A 25896-nucleotide genomic window follows, 5' to 3' on the forward strand; every position below is an offset into this window, starting at 1 on the left:
TAAGTGGAGGCTGGGTGATGTCCGGGATGTTGATAATTGGCTCCTAATCAATCCGCCTGTCAATTTCATGGAGCCTGGGAGCTACACGATCGATACTCGGTTCGAGGGTCGGGAAGTGGACTACTCTTTGGCGGGCTACGCGAGTGTGCCGGTGCTTAGCGAAAGCGCAGTCCAATCGCTTCTGGGTATTCCCGAGGTAGATGCGCCTTATGAACATGTTGTGTTTGCGCCTATTAATATCGAGCCTCAATCAGCTCGAAGAAATTATTTTCTGATGATAATAGAAACTCAGATCGATTGTGTCGACGAAGAACGATCGGATTTCATCAAGTTTGACTCCAAGGATCCGGTTCGTCCGGACTTGTCGGGAAGTTATCAATCTTTCTTCAACCTGGTTGTCGACCCTAAGAAGATTGGAGACTCTCACATATTCAGAGTTATGGGCTATATCGGCGCTATCGTGGTGAGCGAGGAGGTGAGGGATCGTTTCGAGCGGGCAGGTGTGGTTGGAGCAATTTTTGAATCTGTGAATGGTGATCGGGTGACGGTGGCCTGACTGTCTTCTTGTGTTCGGAGCGGAAATGGGGGTCAGAGTGGGTCGGCCCGCGTTCCACAGACAGATAGTCAGGATACAGGTCTGACCGATTGATATTCCCGCTCCGCCTGCATCGGCGAACGATAGTCCAAGGCCAAGTGCATGCGCCCGCGGTTTTCGAATGGCTTGTCGTCCATCAGCTCCAGCTTGAGCGTTGCGAATAAACTATCGGCCATCGCATTGTCGTACGGCATGCCGGGCTTGCTCATGCTCAGCTGGATATTCGCTGCCCTCGCGTTTGCACGATAACGCGCGCCGGTGTACTGGCTTTCAAGATCATGATGAAGGACCAGGCCTCGCTCTTGCACGCGAGATCGAGCGGCAAAAGCAGGCGAGGCCTGGCGTCTTCAAGTGAGCAGGTTGGTCAGTCGCGTCGGAAGTGAATCTGGAACAGCCATGCCAACGGCAGAGGCGATTGACCGCGTTGCAGTCGTGAACCCGGCGCGCTCGCTCGGCATTCAAAGGGCAGCGCGGCTGCGCCGCGCTGCCCTGCGCCTGCATCATCGCACGTGCGTTGCACTGCGACCGGCGAGGCCACCGGCATGGCCGTACGCGGCCGGCATCTCAGTAACGGGGTCAGGTTTACTTCCTCGCCCCGGTTACTGCTAATTCCGCCGGTTCCCGCTTCTGCAGCTGGTGCAGGCTGCCACTTACGGCGTCGAATCCGACGCGTCGGCGTCCGTAAGCTCCCCCGTCAAGCAGACACATCAAAAATAGAACTTCGGGCGTGTTGGTGGCGGTACTCGACGGGCGTCAGCCCGCCGAGTGAGTCGTGGGGTCGTGCTTCGTTGTAGTCGATCGTCCACCAGTGGGTGGCTTCGCGGACGTCGTCGAGGCGGGCGAACAGATGTTGGTCCAGCACTTCTTCGCGGTAAGTGCGATTGAAGCGTTCGATGAAGGCGTTCTGGTTCGGCTTGCCGGGCTGGATGTACTGCAGCGCCACGCCGTTCGCCTTGAGCCAGTTGGTGAACGCTTCGCCCAAGAACTCGGGACCGTTGTCCGAGCGCACGACCTGCGGCAAACCATGATCGCGTTTGATCTGCTCGAACACACGGACCAGCCGTTGCGAGTTGATCGACGTGTCCACTTCGATGTGCAGGGCTTCTCGGTTGAAGTCGTCCACGACGTTGAACGTGCGAAACCGTCTGCCGCAGGCGAGCGCGTCGCTCATGAAATCGACAGACCAGACCGTGTCTGGCAGCCTCGGCACATAGAGCGGCACCCGCTCGCGCTTGGGCAGGCGCCGTTTGGCGGCGCGGCGCAGGTTGAGTTTCATGGCCTTGTACACGCGATAGATTCGTTTGGGATTCCAGGCCGGCTGCTGCTTGCGAAGATGGTTGCTGCACTTCCAGAAGCCGCGGCTGGGGTGCGCCTCAACGAAGCGCGCGATTTCAGCGATCAGCTCGGCATCGCGCACCGTCCAATCCAGAGGCGGCGCGTACCACGCCCCTCGCGACAAACCGACGCATGCGCAGGACCGGCGCAGCGGCCGCGCGTGGACCTCGACGAGGAACCGCACGGCCTCGCGCTTGCGCGCCGGCCCTAGAGTTTTTTTGCGATCAGGTCCTTCATCGCTGCGTTGTCGAGCGCCAGCTCGGCATACATCCGTTTGAGCTTGGCGTTCTCGGACTCGAGCTCCTTGACCCGCCGAAGCTCGGAGGCCTCCAGGCCGCCGTACTTGCTCTTCCACTGGTAGTACGTCGCGGTGCTGATGCCGACCTGGCGACAGATGTCTTTGACCGGCACGCCTGCGTCGGCCTGCTTGAGCGTCGCGATGATCTGCGTCTCGGTGAACTTCGATGTGCGCATGGAACCTCCTGGCTGAGGAAACGATGCCAGAAAGATCTACTTATGCGGTGTCTGTCAGGTGGGGGAGCTTACGCGGCACCACGATCAGCGGTGAGACCGTCGATCTGTCCGCAGGCCGTGACATGTCGCTGATCGCGGCCCAAGTCGCGGGCACCGGGGACGTCTCGTTGATGGCCGGCCGCGACCTGCTGATCGGCGGCGCGCAGGAAACCTACAGCGCCACGCACGACACCCAGACGCGGAAGTCCGGCCTGTTCGGCAGCGGCGGCATCGGGGTCACCTGGGGCACGCGCGAGACCCGCAACACCGCCGACATCGAGGAAACCACGCACATCGGCAGCCTGATCGGCAGCAGCGCCGGGCGCGTGGACATCGTGGCCGGCGGCGACGTCGCCATCGTCGGTTCCGACGTGCTGTCCAAGGCCGGCATCGGCATCAGTGGCGAGAACGTCGCGATCGTGGCGGCCGACAGCACGATGACGGTCGAAGAGCGGCAGACCATGCGGCAGTCGGGGCTGAACATCAGCCTGAGTGGTGGCGTCATCGATACCGCGATGGCCGTCTACGGCGCGGCGCGTCGTGCGAGCGAGGTGGACGACGACCGGCTGGCCGCGCTGTATGCGGCCAAGGCGGGGCAGACGTTCGCGGGGGCCGGCAATATGGCCACCGATGCCTCGAGCCAATTCGCGGCGCTTGGGAACACCAATCAGGAAACCGCAGGCGGTGGCGGCAGCAGCGGCATCAATCTGCGCATCGGCTACGGCGCCAGCAGCAGTACCAGCACCAGCGAACTGGCCCAGAACACGCATACCGGCAGCCGTATCGGCAGCGAGGGCGACGTCAGCATCGTCGCGCGCTCGGGTGACCTGGCGGTCGTGGGCAGCACGATCGACGGTGACAACATCGCCCTGGTGGCCGCCAACGACATCCTGCTGCGGAGCAGCCAGGACGTCAGCACGCATACCAGCCGCAGCGAGTCGCAGTCGGGCGAGGTCGGCATCACCATCGGCACCGAGGCCGGCATCGGTGTCTATGTCGCCGCCGCCATGGCCAAGGGCCGCGGCGACGGCAGCGGGCTCGTGCACAACGAAACGGTGGTGACGGCCGCCAACGGGCTCACCTTCGTCAGCGGCAACGACACCACCTTGCAGGGCGCGCAGCTGATCGGTGAAACAGTGACCGGCCGCGTGGGTGGCAACTTCACCCTGATCAGCGAGCAGGACGCCGATACCTTCGACCGCAAGGACACTTCGATCTCGGGCAGCGCGGCGATCGGCGCGGGTGGCGGCAGCGCGAACATCGCGTTCTCGCAGAGCAAGGTCAACAGCGAATACCTCAGCGTGCGCGAGCAGACCGGGGTGCAGGCCGGCAGCGGCGGCTTCGACATCGAGGTGGGCGGGCACACGCAGCTCGACGGGGCAGCGCTCGCCAGCGCAAGCACGAACAACCGCCTGAGCACCGGAACGCTGGGATGGAGTGATCTCGAGAACCGCGCCGAGTACAAGGCATCGAGCATCAGTTTCAGTGCCGGAACCAGCGGCAACGACAAGGGAAGCTCCGGCAGTTTCAGCCCGGGGCTGAGCCTGCCCCAGTCCGACAGTGCCAGCAGCACCACGCGGGCTGGTGTCGCCGTGGGCACCATCGAGGTGCGCGATGGTGCGGTGGATCTCAGTGGCCTGAATCGTGATGTGACCGCACTGCAGCAGGAGGGGCTGAAGACCATCTTCGACGAGCGGAAGGTCGCCGAGCGGATCGAGATGGGACAGGTGGCGGGGGAGGTTGGATTCCGCGCCGCAGGTGATATTGCGGATCGCATGGGCTGGGAAGAAGGTGGCCGGGAGAGGGCGCTGCTGCACGGAATGACAGGTGCCGCGGTCGCGGCTCTGGGCGGCGGTGATGTGCTGCAAGGCTTGGCAGGTGCTGCAGCCAGCCAGTTGGCCACCGTGAAGATGCAGGAATATTTGGACGCCAACGGCATCCATCCGGATTCGCCGGAAGGCAAGACGCTGATGGAGTTGGGAAGCCTGGCAGTCGGCGCTGCGATCGGTGGTGGCGCGGGTGCAGCTACAGCGCTTATGGGGGAGCAGTTCAATCGGCAATTGCATCCAAACGAGAAAATGCTGATTGAGAGGAACGCTGAGGAGTTTGCAAGGCTGCTTGCGAACGGTGAAGATCCGACGCCAGAGCAGGTACAGGAAGCGACGCTGCGGCTGATGTCACAGAGCCTGAAGCAGATTGATTCCTCGTGGGCAGTGCGCCTTGTCGATGACCCCCAAGCCACAGCGTTTTTGACTCAGGTCGCTTGGAACAACCCCGGCTTGGCCACGGGCGGCGGGATGCTATTCGATGCCCGTAACACAACTAGCTATGGCCAGCACTGGGTAAACAGCCAATTCCTGCCAGCGACACGCGGGTTGTACGACATGCTTGGACCCTTGCCGGGCATCATTTCGGGGGTGAGGGGAAGCTATGTGGCACTGTCCGATGCCGGGCACGATCGCGGGCTGGGCGCCGGCGGGCAAACAGCGCTTGCGGGCATCTTCGCTGCGGCAAGGAATTTATCCTCCACAGCATTCAACCCTTCTGAGAACAACGCTGTTATTAGCGCTACTCTTGGCGCTGCCGGTAACTCGCTTCCAGCAGATGGCAGGGTCACTCCCGAGGTGGAGGCCGCTCTTTCCTGGGCAGTCAGTAAAGCGCGATTTGAAGGCTTGCCTATGGATGGGGGAAGTGTGGGCTTCAGTGGCTTAAGGCCCGCCAGGATTGTTTCGGGTGTGACAGGAAATAGCACTCATCATGCTGCAACCGGTGTAAGTCCTGTTCCCTTGGGTCTTGGATCAACTGGCAGAACTACCCCGGCCAATCTTAAAGAAAAACTTGCGATGGATCAGGTGCGTTCTAATGTGGAGAACGGTAGGCCGCTTCCGGTGCCTATGACCGATCCGAGGTGGCCTGGTTCAGAAGGCTGGGTAAAATGGTCGCAAAATGTTAATGGCGTAGAGATCCATTATCTGCGAAATTCCAATACAGGGCGAGTTGACGACTTAAAATTCAAATAGGTGGAGTATGATCGCTAAATGTATATGTGTTACCGGGAAGGGTGTTCCGCCTCATATGCGTCATCTTGGGGAAACTGATGTTACTTCTTATGGCCCTATAGTTGAGGGTGGGGAATACCTGGTGCTAGGGTTGATAATTATTAAAGACAGGATTGATTTTCTAGTTTATGATGGCGTGGGGTGTGCAATTGCTGTTCCATCAAACCTGTTTTGCGTTGTGGATTTAAAGTTGCCTTTGAATTGGCGTGCGTTGATAACCAAGGATAGCGACGAGTTCAATGGTTTGCTTGCTATGGGGGTGTCCGCCGTTATTGGTTACGCTAAATTGGTGGAAAGCTTGTCAAGCTATGTTGATATTGTTGAAGGCAACTCCGCTGCGATTAAGCAACTTATTGATGAGGTGTTCCTGATCGATTAGAAAAGGTCTGAACAACTCCGGTGTTTTGGGCAACATTACGGCACCACGTCCGCAAAGAAATCGATGCAGCTCTCGTTTGGTGATGCGGAGGCTCTGGGCCAGCGCAAGCGCACCCGGCACGAGGTGTTCCTTGCGGAGATAGGGAAAAACAGGGGTCAGAGTGCGATTTCCGTTTGCTCCGGAGGTTCTGATCCATCCGCTCGAGCCGTCCTATGGCGCCCCGGCTTGCCAGGTCCGAGCGTGCGCCCGAGCTGGGCTTCGATGGCGCGACGGAAGCGATCGGGACCGTAGAGATGCTGGCGCTGCAAGTGAAGTCGAATGGCCTCGGTTTCTTCGGGCGTCACGGCGTCCAGCACCAGTTGTCTCCAGCGTTCACGTCGGAGTGCGTCCGTTTCGCCAATCGCATGGTTGCCCGCATGTGGCATGAGCAGGGAATCGCGGTGCGCCGATGCGGTGCCTCGATGGCTGGACCATGCGTAGTCGCCGGGATCGGTGACCATCCGCGCGCGCACGGGATTGAGCTCGATGTAGCGCTGGCAGCGCAAGAGATAGTCGTCCCCGGTCACCAGGCTGGATTTGAAGCGCCGTTCCCACAAGGTGCCGGTACGGCGGTAGCGGTCATTGACGTAGCGGACGTAGCGTCCGCCGAGCGCTTGCATCAATCTGCCGACATCGCCGAGGGCCTTTGGCGTGAGCAGCAGGTGGACGTGGTTGGTCATCAAGACGTAGGCGTGGATTCTGCGCTCGCGCCAGCGCAAGCTCGCGCAGATCCTGCAGGTACCGGACGTAATCGTCGTCCGTGAAGAAGCATGGCTGGCGATCGTTCCCCCGCTGGACCACGTGCTGAGGAACATCCGGCAGATCGATGCGCGGGGCCGCGGGGCATGGGTGTGCTCAAGGGAAGGGCACGCCACGCTTGCACTCGGGCTGGACCCGCAACAGCAGGTGGTACCTGATGTCGCCGTCAGATAAATTGGACTCTGACCCCTGTTTTGGATCGCAAATGAGAGCGGAACGACCGTAACGTTGCGCCCTCAAGGGCTTGCCAGCACATCGACCCGAGAAACCACCGCCACCGTGGAAGTTAACAATCCAGCGCTCCGGCTTGGAAATGGAGGGAGGTCGCCAAAATTAAAGTTTCCAGAGAAAGGCGCTGCGGGACCGAATGCGAGGAGCGGGCAATGAAAATGTCAATTGATGATGCGAAATGGTTGCAGGAATGTTTGATAACCATGGCTACAGATGACATATCTCCTATTTCATTCGCATATGGAGGGGGTGATGATCGCGATCAGTGGCAGCGTATTGTGGACAGGTATTACAGGTTTCTGGTTTGCGAAATTGCAGAAACTTATCCGTCGCTTTTAGGGCATAACGAAATCCAGGATTATGTAAAATGTTTGTCTTTGGTTGATCCGTTTGATGAGAGCGGAAAGAATCCCGACGATCTGGTTGTCTGGTACGGTTCGGACATCCGCTGCAGTTACAAGGGGGGGCTGATCGTATCCAAGTACGGATTGCTAAATGCAGATGCGGCGGAAGATCTTGCGGCGCATTGGATGCATACTGCAAAGATAAGCCCGGAACGTTTTCCGGCCAACGGAATCAAGGATGCGGATGCTGCCTTGCTTTTGGCAAAACAACTTTTCGAGTGCGCTGCAATCTCACGTGCCGCAGGCTGGAGGCTGTCGAATGAATGGCCAGAGTTGAATTTGGGTTTAATCGAAGAACTTGAGGATATTTTCGATAAGTATGGGGTGCCTTGGAATGAAGGGCCGTTGGTTCCTATCCGCTCTTTGTAAATAGGGGCAGAACATTGGTCAGTGGGAAAGCAGGGGTCATAGTGCGATTTCCGTCTGCTCCGGAGGTTCTGATCCATCCAAGCGCGCCGTCCTGGGGCGCCCCGGCTTGCCAGGTCCGAGCGCGCGCCCGAGCTGGTCTTCGATGGCGCTACGGAAGCGGTCGGGACCGTAGCGATGCTGGCGCTGCAAGTGAAGTCGAATGGTCTCGGTTTCTTTGGGCGTCGCGGCGTCCACCAGCCGCTGCCCGCAGCGATCACCGCAGGCCACATCCGCGCCGATCCATGCCCGCCGACCTGTTGCTTATCTTGAGTGAGGCATCATGGCGGCTTGAGCCTATGGAGCGTGGTTGCATGGAAGAGGGTGTTGATCTGGCGGGCACGCTGCGTGACGCGTGCCGGGCAACAGCGGTGGTCGGGATGGCGATTGCGCTCAGCGGATGTTTCGTGGCCAGCACGCTCAAGAGCGAACTGTCGCGCTATGCGGAACCCACGGGCGAGGATCTGGCGCACATCCGTCTGATCGGTTCGGTCAACGTCAAGGTGTATCCGAACAGCACATGCGCGCGGCTGGACGTGCCGGGCGGCGGCTATCCTGCGGGGCCGCAGCTGGGCGGTCAGCGAACGCGCGATCTCGGTATGCCGAAGATGGCGGATACGCCGAGGCACTTCGTCGAGATCGCGGCGCGCCCGGGCGAGCCCATCGCCGCCAGGTTCGCGTTCTACACGGAGCAGATACGGCCGGGGATTGCCGGCACAGGCATGCCGAACACCAAGGAGACGTCTTTCTGCAACGTGACAGGCAGCTTCGTCCCCGAGGCCAACGCGAATTACGAGGCGCGCGCCTCCTGGGATCGGGACGCCTGCGTGCTGATCGTGCACCGCTTGGTGGAGGTGGACGGGCAACTGCAGCGCGTGCCGGTCGCGCGCCCGGCCGAGACGACGTGCGGCCCGGCGGCAACGGAGGCAGATACCGCCGCAGACGCCTGATGCCCGGATTGGCGGAAAGCCGCGTTGGGGCGGGTCCGTGTCGATGGTCTGAAGCACGTCCCGTTCGCCGCGTCTCAGCCGCTGCGTCGCCCGCTCGCCACGCTGCGCCGATGGAATGGCAGACCAACCCCATGCTGCGCGAAGAGATCGCGGTGGTCCGGCGCGTGCCGAGGGCCACGCCGGTGCGCTATGCGTGGCGCCCGGGCGCCGGGGTCTGGCTGCTGGTCTGGAATGGCGAGACGGTGGGCGCGGTGTATCCGGGCGGGCGCTACTGGCTGCGCTGGCGGCGGCGGGAACATGTCGGCACCGCGGCGTCACCGGAGCAGGCCAAGCGGTTCATGACGCGCTGGCTGGATGCGCGGCGTGAGGCCGCGCCGCTGCTGGACGAGGATCTGCCGCCGAAGACGCTGGTGCCGCTCGAGACCTTCCTGCGCGAGTACGAAACGCTCGAGTCCTGACGCGACCTGGGGATCCTCCGGACACGTCCGTCATTCCCGCGAACGCGGGAATCCCGCGTCTTCGAGCGATCGAGTCGGACCGTACTGCATTCGCCAGCCGTTCGGCTGTTGAAAAGCGCATCCGCGTTCGCGGGAATGACGAGCAAGGGCGGAGGTGTTCAGACCTGCCTAGCGGCCGCGGGGCGGCTCGCAGCCCACGCCGTCGTTGTCGCGATCGAGATGCGGGCCGTAGCCGGGATCGCCGCGGTGCACCGGGGCGGCGCCGGCGGCGCGGGCTTCGCTGCAGTTGCGGAACACGTGGTGCGCGGGCGATGGCTGGGCCGCGCGGGCTGGCAATGGCGCGGGGCGCGGGGCCAGCGATGGGACGGGCGCGGGTGCCGGCGCCGCCGCGCGGTGGCAGTGATAGCCGCCGTTCTTGCGGTCGTTGTGGCAGCCGTGCCGGTCGAGGCCACCGCCGTGCGCGTGGGCGGTGCCGAGCACGAGCATGCCGGCGAGTGCGCCGAGCACGACTTGGAGGCGTTGGGGCAGGGCAGGCATGGCGGTCGGCAGGCGAGAGGTCCCTCGCAGTCTGCATCGTTCGTGCCACAGGCCTCGCGCCGCATGTTGCGGCAGGTGGGCCCGGCGCCGCGGGCTGGGTCGGGGATGGGCCGTCGTCGTACGTCGAGGTCGGTTCCCGCACCGCCCGCCCGGCGTGATGCGGCGCCCCAGGGCGTGAAAGCGACGCCGTGCCATGGACCGGCCGTCCACGCGCCGCCGCGGCCATCCCCGTATTCACCACCGCTCCCGGCCCGCAGCGCTAGGGTCGCGCCTTCATCGATGAGGACGCCCCATGAAACCGACCGCTTCCCTGCTCGCCGCTGCGCTGGTGCTCGCGCTGGCAGCCTGCAACAACCAGGATCCTGCGAACGACACCACGGGCCTGTCGGTGGACAGCACGGCCACCGCGCAGGGCCCCGACCACGCGGGCCGCGACGCCGACGCCGGTGATGCGGCCGGGCTGGCCGAGGGTGACCGCACGGCACTGCGCAGCGTCGCCGAACTGGATCGCCACATCGCGGCGGCAGCGGAGACCGCGCTCGGGAAGAACGTCAGCGGCGACGTGCGCGCGTTGGCCGAAGCCCTGCGCGATACGCACAGTCGCAATCTCGCCGCGACGCGCAACCTGCTCGACAGCGGCGTGACCGGCAGCTACGCCGCCACCGCGGGCGACACGGCCGCCGTCACCGGCTCCAGCGATCCGCAGGCACCGCGCGGCGATGCGGCCGGCGCCCTCGCGCCCCGCACCGAGCGCACCGAGGCGGACGAGGAGATCGACCTGCCGCTCACGGCCGAAAGCCGCGCGTTGCGCGAGCGCTATACGGCGGCGCGCACGCGCGTGTCCGCGCTCGATGGCGACGCCTTCACCAGCGCCTGGCTGACGGCCATGGTCGAGGATCACGAAGCGGCGCTGGCCGAACTGGACGACACCCTGATTCCCGCTGCCGCCGACGAAGACGTGGCGCGGCACCTGCAGCAGACCCGCACGGCGATCGCCGAACACCTCGACACCGCCCGCGCGCTGCAGACCGCCCGCTGATCCCGCCCGCGTCGCGTCGCCGAATGTTCGGGGCGCGCGCGGGAGACCGCCGTCGTCGATGCGCACAACGACGGCGCAGTGAGGCTGCGGTCTCACCGCAGGACGCCCACCGTTCGAGGACGCCGCAATGCCAGATCCGACCATGACCGCCATCGCCATCCGTGGCGGCACCGGCGCTGCCGATGCGCTGTATCCGGTGCAGGTGCCGCGCCCGGTGCCGAAAGCGGGCGAGGTGCTGATCCGCGTGCGCGCGGCCGGCGTCAACCGGCCCGACATCGTGCAGCGCTTGGGCAAGTACCCGCCGCCGGGCGCGCCTGCAACCATAGGTCTCGAGGTGGCAGGCGAGGTCGTGCACGGGGCCGGACGCTGGCGCGAAGGCGACCGCGTCTGCGCCCTGCTGGGCGGCGGCGGGTATGCCGAATACGCCGTCGCCGACGCGCGCCACGTGCTGCCGATTCCCGATGGTCTCGATTGGGTACACGCCGCGGCGCTGCCGGAAACCGTGTTCACCGTCTACGCCAACGTCTTCGAGCACGGCGCGCTGCAGCCGGGCGAATGGCTGCTGGTGCACGGCGCGACCTCGGGCATCGGGGTGGCCGCGATACAGATGGCCCGGGCCGCCGGCGCACATGTGATCGCCTGCAGCCGTGGTGCCGACAAGGCGGCGCGCACCCGCGCGCTCGCTGCCGATGTGTCGGTCGATACCTCGACGATGGACTTCGGCGCGATCGCGAAGGAACACGGCGGCATCGACGTGGCGCTGGACATGGTCGGCGCGGCCACGCTCACGGCCACGCTGGACGCCCTGAACCCGAAGGGCCGCATCGTCTACATCGCCGCGCTCGGCGGTGCGGTGCTGGAGGTGCCGGTGATGCAGTTGATGCAGAGACAGGCCGTACTCACCGGCTCGACGCTGCGCTCGCGCAGCGCCGACGAGAAGGCACGGCTCGCCGTCGCCGTGGAGCGCGTGGTCTGGCCGTGGATCGCCGAGGGCCGGGTGAACGCGATCGTCGACCGCACGTTCCCGCTCGCCGAGGCCGCCGCTGCGCACGTGTATCTCGAGGCCGGCGACCACGTCGGCAAGGTGATGCTGGAGGTCGCATGAGCGCCTCGCCCCCGCGCTTCGACATCGGTGCGGTGCCCACGCACTGGGTCACGCTCGACGACGACGTGATGGGCGGCCACTCGCGCAGCCGGGTGGCCGTGCACGACGGCGTGCTGACGTTCTCCGGCACGACGTCGCTCGACGACAACGGCGGCTTCGCCTCGATCCGCGCACGCGGCGCATTCGATCTCGCCGGCGCGCGCGGACTGCACCTGCGTGTCCGCGGCGACGGCCGTGGCTACCAGTTGCGCATCGCCACCGACGCGCGGCATCGCGGCTCGAACGTGTCGTGGCGCGGCGATTTCGATGCCCCGGCCGGCGTGTGGACCGAGGTCGTCGTCGCGTTCGCCCGCATGCAGCCCACCTACCGGGGCACCGTGCTGGACGGACCGGCGCTGGACCTGTCGAAGGTGGAGGAGATCGGCCTTCTGATCGGCGACGGCCGCGCAGGCGGGTTCGCATTGGACGTCGACGGGATCTGGCCGGTGCCCACTGTGGCCTGATGGCCGGCCGCCCGTGTTCGGGTGGGATCGCAACGCCGGCGGAACCTGCAGGCCCGACGCGCAGACTCGATCGAAGGCGTTCCGCCACGTCGAGGCCACGGCTCGCGCGGTGCAATCCCCGATCGAACCGCACGCCGGCCGCAGCCCGGGGCGCGAACGGCACACGACGCGTCAGTCGCCGATGGCCTGCTGCCCATACCAGTCGGCATAGGGCGAGTTATGGACGAGGTGCCGGTTGTAGTCCTTCACACCATCGGTCCACCACACCGGCCCGCGCTCGCCGAGTGCGCGTTTCGCGGTGTCCACGGCGCGTCGGGCATCGGCCAGTTGAGCGTCGTCGGCGGCCTGCCGTGCGGACTTCACCGCACGTCGTGCATCCATCAGCGTGTCGACGAGACGCTGCCGCTCGGCATCGGGCAATGCGGGATTCGACGCGCGCCACAGGCGGCCGCGCACAATAAGATAGCGCTGGTCGGGCGTCTTCAACGGCGGCATGTCGATTGCGCGGGCGGGAGCGCCGAGTGTGGTCCGTCCGACGTGGAGGCGATGCACGCGCCGTGCATGGAAGTTTCACGGAATGCGAAGGCGCGCGCCGCGACGATCGATGCCCCGGGTCACGCGTATACGCGTGACCGCTCCACATGAGACTCCCCATGAAACCACCTCGCCCCGTCTCCGCTGCACCGCGCGTGATCACCCGTGCGCTCGTCCCCGTGTTGGCTGCCGTGGCGCTCGCGGCGTGCGCGCCCGACGCCGACGGCGCGTCGGCCGAGCTCGATACCGCCACGGCCACGCCCGTGTCGGCTCGCGCCGATGCGGCACCGCCCGAGACGTCAGCGCCGGAGGCGGCGGCCGGCACCGTCGGCGGCGACGGCTCCGACATCGTGCTCGAGGTGTTGACGGTGCAGGAGCTCGGCGGCGCCGGGCTCGAGGGCGAACTCGCCTGCAGCTTTTCTGAGGACGGCGCGGAGGGGCCGCTGCTGCACGCGATGGGCGTCGTCGCATCCGATGCGCCCGCGCTGGGCCTGGTCAAGGTGGCCGGCTACATGGAGCCGATCCGCGCCCCCGGCGGCTTCGACGGCATGACCCGGAACCCCACCTTCACCGGGCAGGGCAAGACGATCCGCATCGTCGAGACCGGGCCGGCGATCGGCGGCGGCGAGTCCCCGCCGCGACCGGCCACGTTGACCTACCTGCGCGCCGACGGCGCGAGCCGCACATTCGACGGGCAGTGGCAGTGCGGACCGTGATGCAGGTGGATTGAAGTCCTAATGCGCGGCGTGACGCCGCTGGCGAGCACGCGCAGCCGCGCATGTGGGCAGCGGCCGCGTCGGGACGCCGCGATGTCCCGCGCTCATGCGCATCGCGCGATGCGCCTGTTGCACGCGCCGCCGTTCGCGGCGCGCGCAACAGCGTGCAGGCTCAGGGCCTGACGCTGCCCTCGATCGAATCATCGAGCGTCTTGCCGATCGCCGCGCCGATGACCATCTTGGTCGCCGCGACGAGTTCGCCGTGCTTGTTGTCCCAGTAGTAGCCGGAGGTCGGGACGACCTTGATCACCGTGATGCGCGGATCGTCCTTGCCGCCGGTGAACCAGGTTTTCATGATCGGGTTCCAGAGCGCATCGATCTGCGCGCGGTCGCGGCTGATCGTCGCGTGGCCGTCGAGCGCGAGAAAGCCGGAATGCTTCGATGATTGCAGGAACAGGCGCACGGCCGGGTCGGCTTCGATCTCGGCATTCTTGTGGCTGTCGGACGCGCTCAAAAACCACAGCGCGCCGGCTTCGTCGGCTTCCTGGATCGCCATCGGCCGCGTGCCGCCGGTCTCGCTGCCGGGCAGCGGCGTGGTGCAGAAGAAGCAGGAGTCGGCGTCGTCGGACATCGCGCGGATACGTTTGACGGCAGCTTGGCCGGCGAGGTTCTCGTGGTTGTGTTCGGGCTGGTTGCGGTTGATCGAATCCATGGGTGTCTCCGTTGATCGGGGGCGGTGTTCGGGGCGTGGGCGGAGCGTGGGCGCGGCCGGGTGATCCGCGCGTGACCCGGGCGGCGCGTCAGCGCGAATGGGTCAGACAGAACGCGAGAATCAGCGCCGAGGCATCCGGTCCGCGGCCGTCGGTGTGGCTGCCGGCCGGATCGCCGCCGCTCCAGGCATGGCCGGCGCCGTCGATGACCACGTGTTCGACATGCACGTGCCCGTTGGGGTCGGCAAAGCCGGTGCGCGTGGCGGCGCGGCCGTTGACGTGCAAGGCGGCCGGCGCGAGCGCACGCAGCGGCGGCGCGCCCGGGCGATCGGCGATGGCGTCGTCGACGATCGCGTGGCCGTTGTCGGCCTGCACGGTGCGGTCGGCGGTGCCGTGCAGCACGATGGTGGGCACGCGCGGGACGTCATCGACCCGGGCCGCGTCCGCGCCGCGGGCCTTGCCGCGGCCCTGCATCGCGGCGAACGCGCCGGGCACGTCGACCGCGGCGGCGAACGGCAGGCCCGAATGCGCGCCCACGGCGGTGAACACATCCGGATAGGTGCGGCCGAGGATCACCGCCATCGCCGCACCCGCCGACAGGCCGGCCACGTAGACGCGTCGCGGGTCCACGCGCTGGCGCGTGGCGATGTCGCCGACGATGCCGGCGAGGATCGCGGGCTCGCCGCTGCCGCGCTGCTGGTCCTCGCGCCGGAACCAGTTCCAGCAGCGCGAGCCGTTGTCGCGGCGGGTCTGCTCCGGATAGGCCACCAGCACGCCGTGCGCGTCCGCCAGTGCGTTCATGCGCGTCCCGGCGGCGAAATCGTCGGGCGACTGCGTGCAGCCGTGCAGCATCAGCAGCAACGGCGCGCCGTCACCGGCGGCCGGATCCAGTCCGGGCGGCACGTACAGCACGTAGGCGCGCGTGCCGGCCGCATGCGAGTACGCGAACTCGGTCGAGGTGCCGCGCCCAGGGCCGCGTGCATCAGGCGGCGACGCCGGCCGTGCCTCGGGCGGGAGCGCCGTGCGCGCAGTCGCAGCACGCGGCGCGATCGCCGTGGCCCGCGTGGCGATGGGAGTCCGTCGCGTTCCGGCAGCGGGCGCACTCTGGCGCGGCGCGGCACGGGGCCGCGGCTGCGCGACGGGCTGCGGGCGCGTGCCCACGCCGAGGCCGGCCGCGGCCAGCGCCCGCTCGATTGTGGTCTGGATCTGCGCCGTGGTGGCGCGGACGGCGGTGACCGACGGTCGCAACCGGGCCAGATCCGGTCGCGCGGGCAGGGGGGCGCCGAAGCGTCGGGCGAGCTTCTTGAAAGGGTTCACGGTGACATCCAGGCGGGTGGGGGGAATCCGCCGGTGCAGCCTAGGCGCCGCGCCGTGAGCGCCGTGGGGCGGACTCCGACGTCAGAGGCGTACGGATCGCAGGTGTTGCACCCCGATGCGGGCCGATGCGGCGCTTTGCGAAGCGCGATCGCCGTGGACCGGGCCGCAGGATGAACGGGGGCGGCGTATCGCGGGGGCAACGCACGGATTACGCGCTGAATCAAAACGTCGCGGCGACGCCGGATGCGGGCGTGTACCCGGTCCGATGGCGCTCACTGCGCCGGAGCGAGCGCCCCGTCGGCCGGCGATGCCGGCGTGCCGCACGCCGCACCGCGGCCGGAGCGATCGTCTGGAAGATGGTGGAGGCTGCCTCGACGCCACCTCGAACGAAGCGGGCTACGACGCCCGGGCGGCGGCCAAGACCGCGTCGAGCCGCCGTAACCGGACGCCCGGGCCGATCGACCGGGGCGTGTGCGATCAGGTCTCGCCGAAGCTGCGGCTGGACTGCGCACCGAAGCTCGGTGCGGGCTCGAGGTCGACGCTGTCGGCCAACCGCACCGGATCGCCATGGGGGGCGGTCCGTGCACCGGCATCGAGCCGCGGTGCGGACGGGGCGGTCGGCGTCTTCTGGCGCTGCCATGCACGGTAGGCGACGTAGCTGAGGGCGCCGGCGGCGAAGATTCGGAACAGCTTCATGGGGGACTCGTGACGGTGTGGACGGGCGGCCAGAATGGAAGCGCGCCGGTGATCCGGGCGTGACTCCATACGCAACTGCCACGCGCGCGCGGCCTGCCGGTGGTGGGTCGGCGGACGGTGCGGCACGCATGCACGGCGGTGGCCCGGGCCGGGCGCTCAAGAACCGCGGCGCTTCGTCCGATACAGAACCGGATCGGTCGCAGGCACGCCGCCGTCCGGTCGCGCCGAGGCGCCATTGGACGGACAGGTGGCGCGGTTGCGTCGATCAGTCGTACCGTCGCCGTATCCGGGTTTGCCAGACAGCATGCGCACAGTGGAGACATCGCCGGGGCCCCCTTCGTCCGCACCGCCACTCCGGCGCCGGGGGCGGTCGGCCGGTCCGGGCGCATGGCCGCCGCTGGCCTGGGCCGCGCTGGCGCTGGTACTCGGCCTGGCGACCACGGCGATGCTGGGGCAGCGCGAACGCGAGGCCGCCCAGCTGCGCGCCGACACCCTGCATGCCTCGCTGGCCGACGCCGCGCAGTCGCGCCTGCGCGAACCGCTCGACGCGGCGTCGATCGCGCTGCGGGCGATGCAGACGGTGTTCCTCTCCAACGATGCAATGGACCAGGACGCCTTCGCCCGCTACCAGGCCAACCTGCGCGCGGTGGACAACGTGCCGGGCTACCGGATCACCGGATTCGCCCGCTACCAGCCCGCGACCGCCGACACGCCGCTGTCGTACCGCTACACGCTGATCACGCCGCTCGAAGGCAACGCCGCGGTGCTCGGCTTCGACGTCACCGCGCAACCGGCGAACCTGCGCGCGCTGCAGGTGGCCCGCGACAGCGACACGGTGGTGATGTCGGCGCCGTTCCGTCTCGCCCAGGTGCAGGCGCCCGGTACCGAGGCGCTCGGGGTCACGCTGCGGCTTCCGGTGTATTCGCAGGGGCCCGTGCCGGCGGATGTCGACGAACGCCGCGCACGTGAGATCGGCGCGCTGGCGATCAGCCTGCAGCTCGATCCGATGGTGCGCACCGCGCTGCAGGGCCGGATCCTCGAATTCCTGCACCTCGAGGTCCGCGACCTCGATGCGGCCGCGGACGACGCCACGGTGTTCATCGGCGGCGCCCGCCCCGGCCACGACGGCGAGGTGATGGTCCGCGGGCTCGCCTTCGGTGGCCGACGCTGGGAACTGCGCATGCAGCCGATCACGGCGCGTCCCGACAGCGAGCGCGTGCGTGCCACCGTGGTCGCAGGCACGGCGATCAGCGTGTTGCTGGCGCTGCTGCTGTGGTCGATCGCCAGCACGCACCGCCGCGCGCTGGTGCTGGGCCAAGGGATGAGCGCCCGCTTCAGCGAGAGCGAGGCGCGGTTCCGCACGCTCAACGAACTGCTGCCGGTGCTGGTGCTGCTGGCCGACGGGGCGACGGGACGGATCACCTATGCCAACCAGGCCGCGCGCCAGCGGCTCGGCGACATCGAGGGCCGGGCGCTGTCGGCGATGTTCGCCGATCCGGCGGTGCACGACGCCCTGCAGGTCGCCGCACGCGACGGCGGCTGGGACGGCCGCGAGGTCGTGATGACCGGCCGCGATGCGCCGTTCTGGGCCCGCGTGTCGCTGGCCCCGGTGGTCGTCGACGGCGCCTCGCACCTGCTCCTGACCGCGGCCGACAACAGCGAGCACCGCGAGCTCACCGAGCGTCTCAGTTACCAGGCCTCGCACGACGCGCTGACCGAGCTGTACAACCGGCGCGAGTTCGAACACCGCCTGGCCCGCGCACTGGCCCAGCGCATCGGACAGCCGGGCGCGCCGCCGTTCGCGCTGCTGTATTTCGATCTCGACCAGTTCAAGGTCATCAACGATCTTTCCGGCCACATGGCCGGCGACCAGCTGCTGATCGAGCTGGTCATGGCGCTGCGCATGCAGATGCGCGACGGCGACCTGTTCGCCCGTCTCGGCGGCGACGAGTTCGGCCTGATGGCCTTCGACGTCGACGAGGCCGCCGCGCTCACGCTGGCCGAACGCTTGCGCCGCTGCATCGACGCCGTGCGCTTCGTCTGGCACGGCCGCACGTATTCGGTCAGCGCCAGCATCGGGGTGGTCATGGCCGACCGTGCGGGGCTGAGCCTGAAGGACGTGATGGCCTGGGCCGACAGCGCCTGCTACCAGGCCAAGGAGAACGGCCGCAACCGCGTCCACCTCTACCGCGAGGACGACGACAGCACCCGCCGCCACGGCGAGATGGAATGGGCCAACCGCCTGCGCGTGGCGATGGAACAGAACCGGCTGCTGCTCGATTACCAGGAGATCGTGCCGATCGACGACGCGCCGAACGGCGGTGCCCACGTCGAGCTGCTGCTGCGCCTGCGCGACGAATCGGGGCACGAGATCATGCCGGGCACCTTCCTGCCTGCCGCGGAGCGCTACGGGCTGATGCCCGCGGTGGACCGCTGGGTGATCGCCACCGCGGTCGCCCATTTCGCGCGCCTGCATCCCGACGCCGCCGCGCTGCGGACCTGCGCGATCAACCTCTCGGGCGCCAGCATCGAAGACGATGATCTGGCCGACTTCATCCTCGGCTGCATCGCCGAGCACGGCGTGCCGGCCGACCGGTTCTGCCTCGAGATCACCGAAACCGTCGCGGTGCGCAGTCTGCTCAAGGTCGCCGGCGTGATCGAGCGGCTGCGCGCCGCCGGGTGCCGGATCGCGCTCGATGATTTCGGCGCCGGCATGTCCTCGTTCGGCTATCTGAAGAACCTGCCGGTGGACATCATCAAGATCGACGGCAGCTTCATCCGCGAACTCGGCAGCGACCCGATGAGCCGCACGATCGTCAGCGCGATCGTGCAGATCGGCCACCAGCGCGGTCTCGAGGTGGTGGCCGAATGGGTCGACGACATCCGCGTGCGCGAGGTGCTGGCCGAGCTCGGCGTCGACTACGGCCAGGGCTTCGCGCTGCACCGCCCGGAGCGGGTGTTGTTCCAGCGCTGAGCCGAGGCGTCGGCGCGCAGGCGCATCGCGCCTTTCGGTCCCGCCGACGTGCTCAGCCGTAGTAGGCGAGGAACATGTCGACCGCGGCCTCGGCCACCCGCGCCTGACGCGCGTCGTCGAGCGGCGGCTGGCCCATCGACAGCTGCGGCCACAGCGCGAAGCTCTTGACCAGGCCTTGCAGCTGCATCGACGCGAACAGCGGGTCGTCGGTCTTCAACCGCCCGTCGGCCGCGGCGGCACGCATCCACACTGTCAGGCCTTCCTCGCGGTCGCCGAGGCGCGCGAGCATGTCGCGGGCGAGGTCGGGCGAATGGAGGCCGGCCGCCATCGCCACCCGCGCCAGATCGACAAAGGCCGGGTCCCGCAACAGTTCGAGCTTCTGGCCCACCAGTTCCAGCAGTTGCGTGCGCAGCGGCCGGTCGGCGCGGTAGGCGAGGTCGGGCCCGACGATGCCGCGCTCGAGCATCGTTTCGAGGATGCGTACGAACAGCGCGTCCTTGCCCGTGAAGTGGTTGTAGACCGTGCGCTTGGACACCCCGGCCCGCGCGGCGATGCGATCCATGCTGGTGGCCTCGTAGCCCGACGCGCGGAACTCCTCGACGGCGGCATCGAGAATCGCCGCGTGCTTGCGGTCGGTAAGACGGAGCGGGGGGTCGACGGGAATCACTGGAGAATTCTACACCGACCGGTTTACTTCCTGGATCCGATATGTAAACTGCACCGTGTAGTTCTGTGGAGTCGCCCGTGTCCGTCGTGCCGCCGCCGTCCCATCCCCCGCTACGCCGGCGTCGTCGACGCCTGCTCCCGTCCCTCGTCATGCTTGGAACCGCGCTCATGAGTGCCTGCCTGCTGTCGTACGCCCGCACCAACCATCCGGTGGCCGACTATGCGGCGTCGCCGCAGTCGGACGACGGCCGTTTCCGCAATGTGCGCGAGCGCCCGGCGATGGGGCTCGGCAAGAGCCTGCGTTTGTTCTGGGAGGTGGTGCTCAACAAGCCGCCGGGCACGGCGCCCTCCGATCCGCTGCCGGTTGTGCCGCTGACCCGCGCCGAGCTCGACGCGGCGCCGGACCGCAGCCTCTACCGCCTGGGCCACTCGACGCTGCTGCTGAAGCTGCGCGGCGGGTTCTGGATCACCGATCCGGTGTTCGCCGAGCGCGCCTCGCCGGTGCAATGGGCGGGTCCGCGACGCTTCCACGCGCCACCGATCGCCCTGGACGACCTGCCGCCGCTGCGTGGCGTGCTGCTGTCGCACGACCATTACGATCACCTCGACCGCGCCACCGTGCGTGCGCTGGCCGACCGTGCGGAGGTGTTCCTCACGCCACTCGGCGTCGGCGACCGCCTGATCGCCTGGGGCGTGCCGGCCGACAAGGTCCACCAGTTCGACTGGTGGCAGGGCACGACCGTCGACGGCCTGCAGTTCACCGCCACGCCCGCCCAGCACTTTTCCGGCCGCGGCCTGTTCGACGGCGACCGCACGCTGTGGGCCTCGTGGGTGATCGTGGACCCGCCGGCGTCGACCGAGGCTGCGGAGCTGCGCCTGTTCTTCAGCGGCGACACCGGCTACTTCGACGGCTTCGCCGAGATCGGCCGCCGCTTCGGGCCGTTCGACGTGGCGATGGTCGAAACCGGCGCCTACGACCGGCGCTGGGCCTTCGTGCACATGCTGCCGGAGGAGACGGTGCAGGCCCACCAGGATCTCGGCGGGCGCGTGTTGCTGCCGGTGCACAACGGCACCTTCGACCTGGCGATGCATGTCTGGACGGATCCCTTCGAGCGGGTCGCGGCGCGCACCGCCGAACTCGGTATCCCGCTGTCGACGCCGAAGATGGGCGAGCGTGTCGACCTCGCCGCGCCGCAACCCACCGAGGCCTGGTGGCGGACGGTGGCGAAGTGAGCGAGCGGCGCGGCGCGCGACTGTGCGATGGGATCAGCGACGGACGCCGAGCACCCCGTCGAGCGCCAGTTCGGTCTTGAACCCCGCGGTCTCCAGCCGCCGCGCCACTTCGCGCGGCACGTCGCGGCCACTGGTCAGCCGGTTGGGCGCTCCGGTGTAGTGGAACAGCCGGCCGCCGCGACGGAGCACGCGGGCCAGATGGTCGTAGAACACCTGCGAATACAGCTCGCCGGCGATGCCGAAGCGCGGCGGGTCGTGCAGCACCGCGTCGAACGCGGCGTCGGGCAGCGCGGTGATCGCCTGGGCGATGTCGCCGTGGGTCAACCGCAGACGACCACCGGTATCCGATGCGGCCGGGTCCGGTGACCACGGATTGAGCGTGCGCAGCCACAGCACGTCGGCGTTCTTCTCGAACGAGTCGATCGCAGCCACGCCGGCCTCGAGCGCACAGGCGGCGAAGTAACCGAGCCCGCCGCAGGTGTCGAGCACGCGCTTGTCGCGCGGCGCCACCAGTGCGACCTTGCGCCGCGCATCCTCGATCGGCGAGATCCGCGCCGACACCAGCATTTTGATGCCGTCGATCTCGAACGTCGGCGGGCCCCATTCGGTGGGCACGAGCTTGATCAGCGAGCCGGCGTAGCGCGAGACCGGCCGCCAGTCGTCACCGTCGCGGTGATACAGCGTGCGGTCCTTCAATGTGCCGGGCCACGGCTGCGCCACACCGGCCCAGTGCCAGTGATCGTCGTCGAGCGTCGCGGTGCCGGTGCTGCGTCCCAGATCGAGCGACCCGGCCCATTCGCGTGCGCCGGCGGCGTGGGCCGAACGCAAGGCTTCGGCGGTCTCGCGGGTCAGCAGCGGCGCGGCGGCAGGGGTCACAAGGTGTGCTCTCGATCGACGTGGAACGGCGGTCGGCATCGTACCCGAGCGGCCCAGGCTTAATGCCTGTACAGGCAACACGCGAACGTTCCGAATGTGGGCCGTGTCGGCATCGCGCTCGCGCAAACGCGCGCGGGACGCCGCTCGCACGGCGGTTCGTGCGACGCGTGCGGGCCGCAGCTGTGAACGATGTCGCTCATGATCTGCGCAAGTTCCTCATCGACGTAAACCGCGCTTGAACACGCGCGTTAGCGCGCGGTCCAGAGAGCGTGAAGGTTTGCACGCGCTTCAGCTTCGAACGTCTCTACTGCCACCGCGCCGGACGCACCGTACGTCCACGCGCCGACGTTCCGGGCCCGTGATCCCCCTTGGTGCGCGAGTGGTTTTCTGCTCGGCACCGCGCGGTCCCACACCAAAAAACAGAAGGACAAGACCCCGATGAACAAGCTCATTCTCCCCGCCGCGCTCGCGGCCGCCCTGTGTGCCCCCACCGCATTCGCCCAGAGCATGGGCGGCGACACCTACCGTCCCGACCTCCAGGTCGGCGAGGGCAATGCCTTCGTCGCCGGCAACGTCGGTCGTACGGATGGCGGCACCGCCGGTCGCTTCGGCACCGGTGATTTCAACGTCTTCGAAAGCCGCGACGGTCGCAAGACCGGTTACGGCCTGGTCGCCGGCTACCGCTGGAAGGTCGCGCCGAGCTTCGGCATCGGTGTCGAAGGCGGTTACACCGATCTGGGCAACATCGAGATCCGCAACGTCAACAACAGCGACGACGTGAGCCAGCGTGCCGACAGGAATGCGCTGCGTGGCTGGCAGGTCGGCGGCAACGCGCGCTGGAACGTGGCGCCGGCGTGGTACGTCAGCGGCCGCGGTGGCTATTTCCGCGCCTCCGACAACAACGTCGACTACTACAACTCGGTCGGCCAGAACCTTGGCCTCGAGAGCGGCGGCAGCGACGGCCGCAACAGCTGGTATGCCGGCGTCGGCACCGGCTGGAACGCCACCGAGAACTTCAGCGTCGGCGTGCACTACGACTACTACCGCGCCAAGTCCGGCGACGTGCGTGACCCGGTCTCGGGTGCGCGTTTCGACGGTCCGAAGCGTTCCACCGCGCTGCTCGGCCTGACCGCCGAATACGCGTTCTGATCGTGCGTCCCGGGGCCGCACCGCCCCGGGACACCGGTTTCAAACGCTGCACATCAGCAAGGGCGCCCTCGGGCGCCCTTGTTCGTATCGGAATCGTCGAGCGGGCCGCGATTGCGCGGCCGCCCGGCTCAGGCGGCGGTGGCCGTGAGCACGGGTACCGGCGTCGTGGTGACGCGCGCAGGCTCGGCCGCGGCGTCGCCGAGATGTGCGATGGAGGCCGTCTCGGTGCCGAGATGACGCACCAGGTCGCGCTCGTAGCTGCCGTCGGCATTGCGGATGCGCAGCACACCGTCCGCGCCCACGAGTTCGTGGACGAGCCCGCCCTCGGTGGCCTCGCGCCGGCTCAGGAACGCACGCACCACGCGCGCGGACGCGTCGTGGCGGAGCACCCACAAGCACTGCGACATGTCGTATTCCAGGGTGAAACTGTCCACGGGGCGCTCCTCCTGTTGGGGTGGCGCGAGTCTGGGCACGCCTGCATCGGTGGCGCGTGAACCGAAGGGTGTGCCTGTGTGCAGGGTTTGCAGCGGCGTCCTCGGCGTGTCCGCCAGCTGTACCGCAGCGGTATCGCGGGTCCGTACGCGCGCATGCTTCACGCCTCGGCGCAGTGACGCGGTCGAGCATGGCCGCTCCCCCGTTCCCCCGGAGTTCCCATGACGTCCGTTTCCGCCTCCCCACGCGTCCGCCTGCATGTCGAAGATTCCGGCGGCAGCGGCCGCCCCGTCGTCCTGATCCACGGCTGGCCGCTGTCGGCGGCCTCGTGGTCCGAGCAGGTCGGGCCGCTGAAGGACGCCGGTTATCGCGTCGTCGCCTACGACCGCCGCGGCTTCGGCCGCTCCGACACGCCGGCCGACGGCTATGACTACGACACGCTGGCCGCCGATCTTGCCGGTGTGCTGGACGATCTCGACTTGCGTGATGTCACCCTCGTCGGTTTCTCGATGGGCGGTGGCGAAGTCGCACGCTATGTCGCCCGTCATGGTGAGGATCGCCTGCACAGCGTGGTATTCGCCGCGGCCGTGCCGCCGTATCTGATGAAGACGGACGACAATCCCGACGGACCCTTGACCGAGGACAAGGCCAAGGCGATGGAAGATGGCCTCAAGGCCGATCGCGACCGTTTCTTCGACGGCTTCACGACCGATTTCTTCAGCGTCGACGGCGACCTCAAGGTCGACGAATCGCAGCGCCAGGACGCGATCGCGCTCGCCCGGCAGTCGGACCAGACCGCGGCCCTGGGCTGCATGAAGGCGTTCGCCACCACCGATTTCCGCCAGGACCTGACCCGGATCACCGTGCCCGCGCTGGTGCTGCACGGTGACGGTGACGGCACGGTGCCGTTCGACGGCTCGGGCAAGCGCACCCACGCGGCGGTGGCCGGCAGCGAACTGGTGGTGATCGAAGACGCACCGCACGGCGTCAACGTGAGCCATGCGGACGCCTTCAACCGCGCGCTGCTGACGTTCCTGCAGCGCTGAGCATCCGAGCGGGACGCGGCGCTCCCCGCCTGGAGCGCCGCACCTACGGATCATCTCTTCGTCCTTGTAGGCGGGCGCTCGCGCGCGATGCGGCGTTTTTGCGATGGCCCCTTCGCGCCCAAGGGCGCTCCTACGCGACGGTCACGACGTTGCCGATGTCGTCGGATCAGAGGCGCGTCGTGCAGGCGCGCGCTCGCGCGCGATGTGACGTTTCAGACGCGCCCATCGCGCCCAAGGGCGCTCCTACGCGAAGGTAACGACGTCAAGGATGTCGTCGGATCAGAGATGCGCCGTGTAGGAGCGCGCTCGCGCGCGATGTGGCTTCTTCCGATGCCCTCTTTGCGCCCAAGGGCGGGCCTACACCCAGCCCGCCGCGCGGCGACCTCTACCTCACTCGATCAGATCGACCTGCAGCACCGAGGTCTCGCTGAGCAGGCCGAAATGCCCGGTGGCGACCGTGTAACTGGCGTTCTCCCCACCGATCTGCGAACTGTGCACGCCACCGACGGTGCACACCCCGGTCGCGCAGACCACCTGGTCGATCCACGATTTGATCGAGACCATGCGCAATCCCAACGGACGGCCCTGCAGCCGGGTCAGCAGTGGACTGTTGACCGACAGGCCCTGGACGCCGCAGGTCGGGGTGGCGACGTTGAACGGATACGTCCCGCAGCTCCACAGCCCGCGCGTGGCGCCGGCGATGCCGACGAAGGTGTGCACGTCGTTGGCGAGGCGGTAGTCGACGATCTGCTTCGCTGCCAGGGTGACGCCCATCGAATGCGCGATCACGTCGATGCGGCCTGTGCACGAGCGCGCGATCGCCTCTACCAGCGCATCGCGCACCGGCGTTTCCTCGCTGCCGGTGTGGTCGTTGCAGGCCGCGCAGGTGCGGCTGCCCCAGGCGGGCCGCAGGATCTCGGCATCCGCCCAGCCGCGCGCGCGCAATTCGACGTAGGTCGCGTCGAACTGTGCCGGCGTGCCGGTGTTGCCGTGGACGAGCACGACCGCGTCCCGGCAGGTGGCGTGGGCGCTCGCCGCCAGCGCGGCCAGGATGATCGGGAGCGCGGCGAGGGTGCCGCGACGGAACTGACGCATGGCGTCCTCCTCGGCCCGGGGACGGGCCGCACGTGTGACGGGCGCACCCGGGCGGGTGCGTCGCTGGCACGTGGTGGGGGACAGCGGCCAGTGCCAACATGCGAACATCCGGCCGCATGCGCCGCGATTGGCCCAATGGCC

The 25896-nt window shown here is 67.5% G+C and carries 26 protein-coding genes; 14 read left to right on the forward strand and 12 right to left on the reverse strand.

All coding sequences use genetic code 11. The features are described from left to right. The first annotated feature begins 115 nt into the window (after positions 1 to 115). Entirely contained in the window at positions 116 to 556 is a 441-nt protein-coding gene (locus tag ACF3M1_RS01455) for an imm11 family protein (RefSeq protein WP_394003241.1), read from the forward strand. A 68-nt stretch (positions 557 to 624) separates the two neighbouring features. Here ACF3M1_RS01455 and ACF3M1_RS01460 read toward each other — a convergent pair whose 3' ends face one another. Further along, positions 625 to 804, reverse strand: coding sequence for a hypothetical protein (locus ACF3M1_RS01460; protein ID WP_394003242.1), 180 nt, complete (start codon positions 802 to 804; stop codon positions 625 to 627). Between the two features lie 485 nt (positions 805 to 1289). Then, a protein-coding gene (locus ACF3M1_RS01465) for an IS3 family transposase (RefSeq protein WP_394003244.1) occupies positions 1290 to 2404 on the reverse strand; the annotation gives its coding sequence in 2 pieces (ribosomal slippage) (positions 1290 to 2152 and positions 2152 to 2404; 1116 coding nt in all). A gap of 23 nt (positions 2405 to 2427) precedes the next feature. Here ACF3M1_RS01465 and ACF3M1_RS01470 point away from each other — a divergent pair. Together ACF3M1_RS01470 and ACF3M1_RS01475 are read left to right on the forward strand one after the other, a co-directional pair. Further along, a complete protein-coding gene (locus ACF3M1_RS01470) occupies positions 2428 to 5463 on the forward strand; it encodes a hemagglutinin repeat-containing protein (RefSeq protein WP_394003246.1) in 3036 nt (1011 codons plus the stop codon). Positions 5464 to 5518: 55 nt separating this feature from the next. Next, positions 5519 to 5881, forward strand: a complete 363-nt coding sequence (locus tag ACF3M1_RS01475; protein ID WP_394003248.1) for a hypothetical protein — start codon at positions 5519 to 5521, stop codon at positions 5879 to 5881. 155 nt (positions 5882 to 6036) lie between these two features. Here the strand turns inward: ACF3M1_RS01475 and ACF3M1_RS01480 are convergent, their stop codons facing one another. Beyond that, entirely contained in the window at positions 6037 to 6600 is a 564-nt protein-coding gene (locus ACF3M1_RS01480) for a transposase (protein ID WP_394005145.1), read from the reverse strand. A gap of 462 nt (positions 6601 to 7062) precedes the next feature. Between ACF3M1_RS01480 and ACF3M1_RS01485 the strand changes: the two genes are divergently transcribed. The 3 genes from ACF3M1_RS01485 (at position 7063) to ACF3M1_RS01495 (ending at position 9127) form a co-directional block, all read left to right on the forward strand. Continuing rightward, positions 7063 to 7683 carry a hypothetical protein gene (locus ACF3M1_RS01485; RefSeq protein WP_394003250.1) on the forward strand — a complete coding sequence of 207 codons (621 nt, stop codon included), beginning with the start codon at positions 7063 to 7065 and terminating at the stop codon, positions 7681 to 7683. A 350-nt stretch (positions 7684 to 8033) separates the two neighbouring features. Then, entirely contained in the window at positions 8034 to 8669 is a 636-nt protein-coding gene (locus tag ACF3M1_RS01490) for a hypothetical protein (RefSeq protein WP_394003252.1), read from the forward strand. 110 nt (positions 8670 to 8779) lie between these two features. Continuing rightward, positions 8780 to 9127 carry a hypothetical protein gene (locus ACF3M1_RS01495; RefSeq protein ID WP_394003254.1) on the forward strand — a complete coding sequence of 116 codons (348 nt, stop codon included), beginning with the start codon at positions 8780 to 8782 and terminating at the stop codon, positions 9125 to 9127. Between the two features lie 168 nt (positions 9128 to 9295). On the opposite strand, the gene ACF3M1_RS01500 is transcribed toward ACF3M1_RS01495, so the two are convergent. Then, positions 9296 to 9664, reverse strand: a complete 369-nt coding sequence (locus ACF3M1_RS01500) for an excalibur calcium-binding domain-containing protein (protein WP_394003256.1) — start codon at positions 9662 to 9664, stop codon at positions 9296 to 9298. A gap of 292 nt (positions 9665 to 9956) precedes the next feature. Between ACF3M1_RS01500 and ACF3M1_RS01505 the strand changes: the two genes are divergently transcribed. The 3 genes from ACF3M1_RS01505 to ACF3M1_RS01515 all read left to right on the forward strand — a co-directional run bounded on the left by ACF3M1_RS01505 (position 9957) and on the right by ACF3M1_RS01515 (position 12311). Then, on the forward strand, positions 9957 to 10703 hold the full coding sequence (locus ACF3M1_RS01505) for a DUF4142 domain-containing protein (protein ID WP_394003258.1): 747 nt from the start codon (positions 9957 to 9959) through the stop codon (positions 10701 to 10703). 127 nt (positions 10704 to 10830) lie between these two features. Then, the gene (locus tag ACF3M1_RS01510) at positions 10831 to 11808 is read left to right on the forward strand and encodes an NAD(P)H-quinone oxidoreductase (RefSeq protein WP_394003259.1); all 978 of its coding nucleotides are present in this window, start codon (positions 10831 to 10833) and stop codon (positions 11806 to 11808) included. Further along, positions 11805 to 12311, forward strand: a complete 507-nt coding sequence (locus ACF3M1_RS01515) for a CIA30 family protein (protein WP_394003261.1) — start codon at positions 11805 to 11807, stop codon at positions 12309 to 12311. The genes ACF3M1_RS01510 and ACF3M1_RS01515 overlap by 4 nt, the downstream gene beginning before the upstream one ends. 171 nt (positions 12312 to 12482) lie before the next feature. On the opposite strand, the gene ACF3M1_RS01520 is transcribed toward ACF3M1_RS01515, so the two are convergent. Continuing rightward, complete coding sequence (locus ACF3M1_RS01520) at positions 12483 to 12806, reverse strand: hypothetical protein (RefSeq protein WP_394003263.1); 324 nt, start codon at positions 12804 to 12806, stop codon at positions 12483 to 12485. Positions 12807 to 12964: 158 nt separating this feature from the next. On the opposite strand from ACF3M1_RS01520, the gene ACF3M1_RS01525 reads away from it, so the two are divergent. Next, positions 12965 to 13561: a hypothetical protein gene (locus ACF3M1_RS01525; protein ID WP_394003265.1), complete on the forward strand. Its 597-nt coding sequence runs from the start codon at positions 12965 to 12967 to the stop codon at positions 13559 to 13561. 172 nt (positions 13562 to 13733) lie between these two features. Here ACF3M1_RS01525 and ACF3M1_RS01530 read toward each other — a convergent pair whose 3' ends face one another. From ACF3M1_RS01530 to ACF3M1_RS01540, 3 genes are all read right to left on the reverse strand, one after another. Continuing rightward, complete coding sequence (locus tag ACF3M1_RS01530; RefSeq protein ID WP_394003267.1) at positions 13734 to 14273, reverse strand: pyridoxamine 5'-phosphate oxidase family protein; 540 nt, start codon at positions 14271 to 14273, stop codon at positions 13734 to 13736. 88 nt (positions 14274 to 14361) lie between these two features. Further along, the gene (locus tag ACF3M1_RS01535) at positions 14362 to 15588 is read right to left on the reverse strand and encodes an alpha/beta hydrolase family esterase (protein ID WP_394003269.1); all 1227 of its coding nucleotides are present in this window, start codon (positions 15586 to 15588) and stop codon (positions 14362 to 14364) included. 477 nt (positions 15589 to 16065) lie between these two features. Continuing rightward, positions 16066 to 16284, reverse strand: a complete 219-nt coding sequence (locus tag ACF3M1_RS01540) for a hypothetical protein (RefSeq protein ID WP_394003271.1) — start codon at positions 16282 to 16284, stop codon at positions 16066 to 16068. A gap of 304 nt (positions 16285 to 16588) precedes the next feature. Here ACF3M1_RS01540 and ACF3M1_RS01545 point away from each other — a divergent pair, with 304 nt between their 5' ends. Further along, positions 16589 to 19258 carry an EAL domain-containing protein gene (locus ACF3M1_RS01545; RefSeq protein ID WP_394003273.1) on the forward strand — a complete coding sequence of 890 codons (2670 nt, stop codon included), beginning with the start codon at positions 16589 to 16591 and terminating at the stop codon, positions 19256 to 19258. 52 nt (positions 19259 to 19310) lie between these two features. On the opposite strand, the gene ACF3M1_RS01550 is transcribed toward ACF3M1_RS01545, so the two are convergent. Beyond that, a complete protein-coding gene (locus ACF3M1_RS01550; RefSeq protein ID WP_394003275.1) occupies positions 19311 to 19925 on the reverse strand; it encodes a TetR/AcrR family transcriptional regulator in 615 nt (204 codons plus the stop codon). A 167-nt stretch (positions 19926 to 20092) separates the two neighbouring features. On the opposite strand from ACF3M1_RS01550, the gene ACF3M1_RS01555 reads away from it, so the two are divergent. Beyond that, entirely contained in the window at positions 20093 to 21157 is a 1065-nt protein-coding gene (locus ACF3M1_RS01555; RefSeq protein WP_394003277.1) for an MBL fold metallo-hydrolase, read from the forward strand. Between the two features lie 33 nt (positions 21158 to 21190). Here the strand turns inward: ACF3M1_RS01555 and ACF3M1_RS01560 are convergent, their stop codons facing one another. After that, positions 21191 to 22072: a class I SAM-dependent methyltransferase gene (locus ACF3M1_RS01560; RefSeq protein ID WP_394003279.1), complete on the reverse strand. Its 882-nt coding sequence runs from the start codon at positions 22070 to 22072 to the stop codon at positions 21191 to 21193. Positions 22073 to 22471: 399 nt separating this feature from the next. Between ACF3M1_RS01560 and ACF3M1_RS01565 the strand changes: the two genes are divergently transcribed. Further along, the gene (locus tag ACF3M1_RS01565) at positions 22472 to 23182 is read left to right on the forward strand and encodes an outer membrane protein (protein WP_394003281.1); all 711 of its coding nucleotides are present in this window, start codon (positions 22472 to 22474) and stop codon (positions 23180 to 23182) included. A gap of 128 nt (positions 23183 to 23310) precedes the next feature. Here the strand turns inward: ACF3M1_RS01565 and ACF3M1_RS01570 are convergent, their stop codons facing one another. Further along, on the reverse strand, positions 23311 to 23616 hold the full coding sequence (locus ACF3M1_RS01570) for a hypothetical protein (protein ID WP_394003283.1): 306 nt from the start codon (positions 23614 to 23616) through the stop codon (positions 23311 to 23313). A gap of 219 nt (positions 23617 to 23835) precedes the next feature. Between ACF3M1_RS01570 and ACF3M1_RS01575 the strand changes: the two genes are divergently transcribed. Beyond that, a complete protein-coding gene (locus tag ACF3M1_RS01575) occupies positions 23836 to 24660 on the forward strand; it encodes an alpha/beta fold hydrolase (RefSeq protein ID WP_394003285.1) in 825 nt (274 codons plus the stop codon). A gap of 390 nt (positions 24661 to 25050) precedes the next feature. Here ACF3M1_RS01575 and ACF3M1_RS01580 read toward each other — a convergent pair whose 3' ends face one another. Continuing rightward, positions 25051 to 25755 carry an alpha/beta fold hydrolase gene (locus ACF3M1_RS01580; RefSeq protein WP_394003287.1) on the reverse strand — a complete coding sequence of 235 codons (705 nt, stop codon included), beginning with the start codon at positions 25753 to 25755 and terminating at the stop codon, positions 25051 to 25053. Positions 25756 to 25896: the final 141 nt, after the last annotated feature.

The sequence above is a fragment of the Luteimonas sp. WGS1318 genome (assembly GCF_043187535.1).
In the GTDB taxonomy this organism is placed as follows: Bacteria; Pseudomonadota; Gammaproteobacteria; order Xanthomonadales; family Xanthomonadaceae; genus Luteimonas.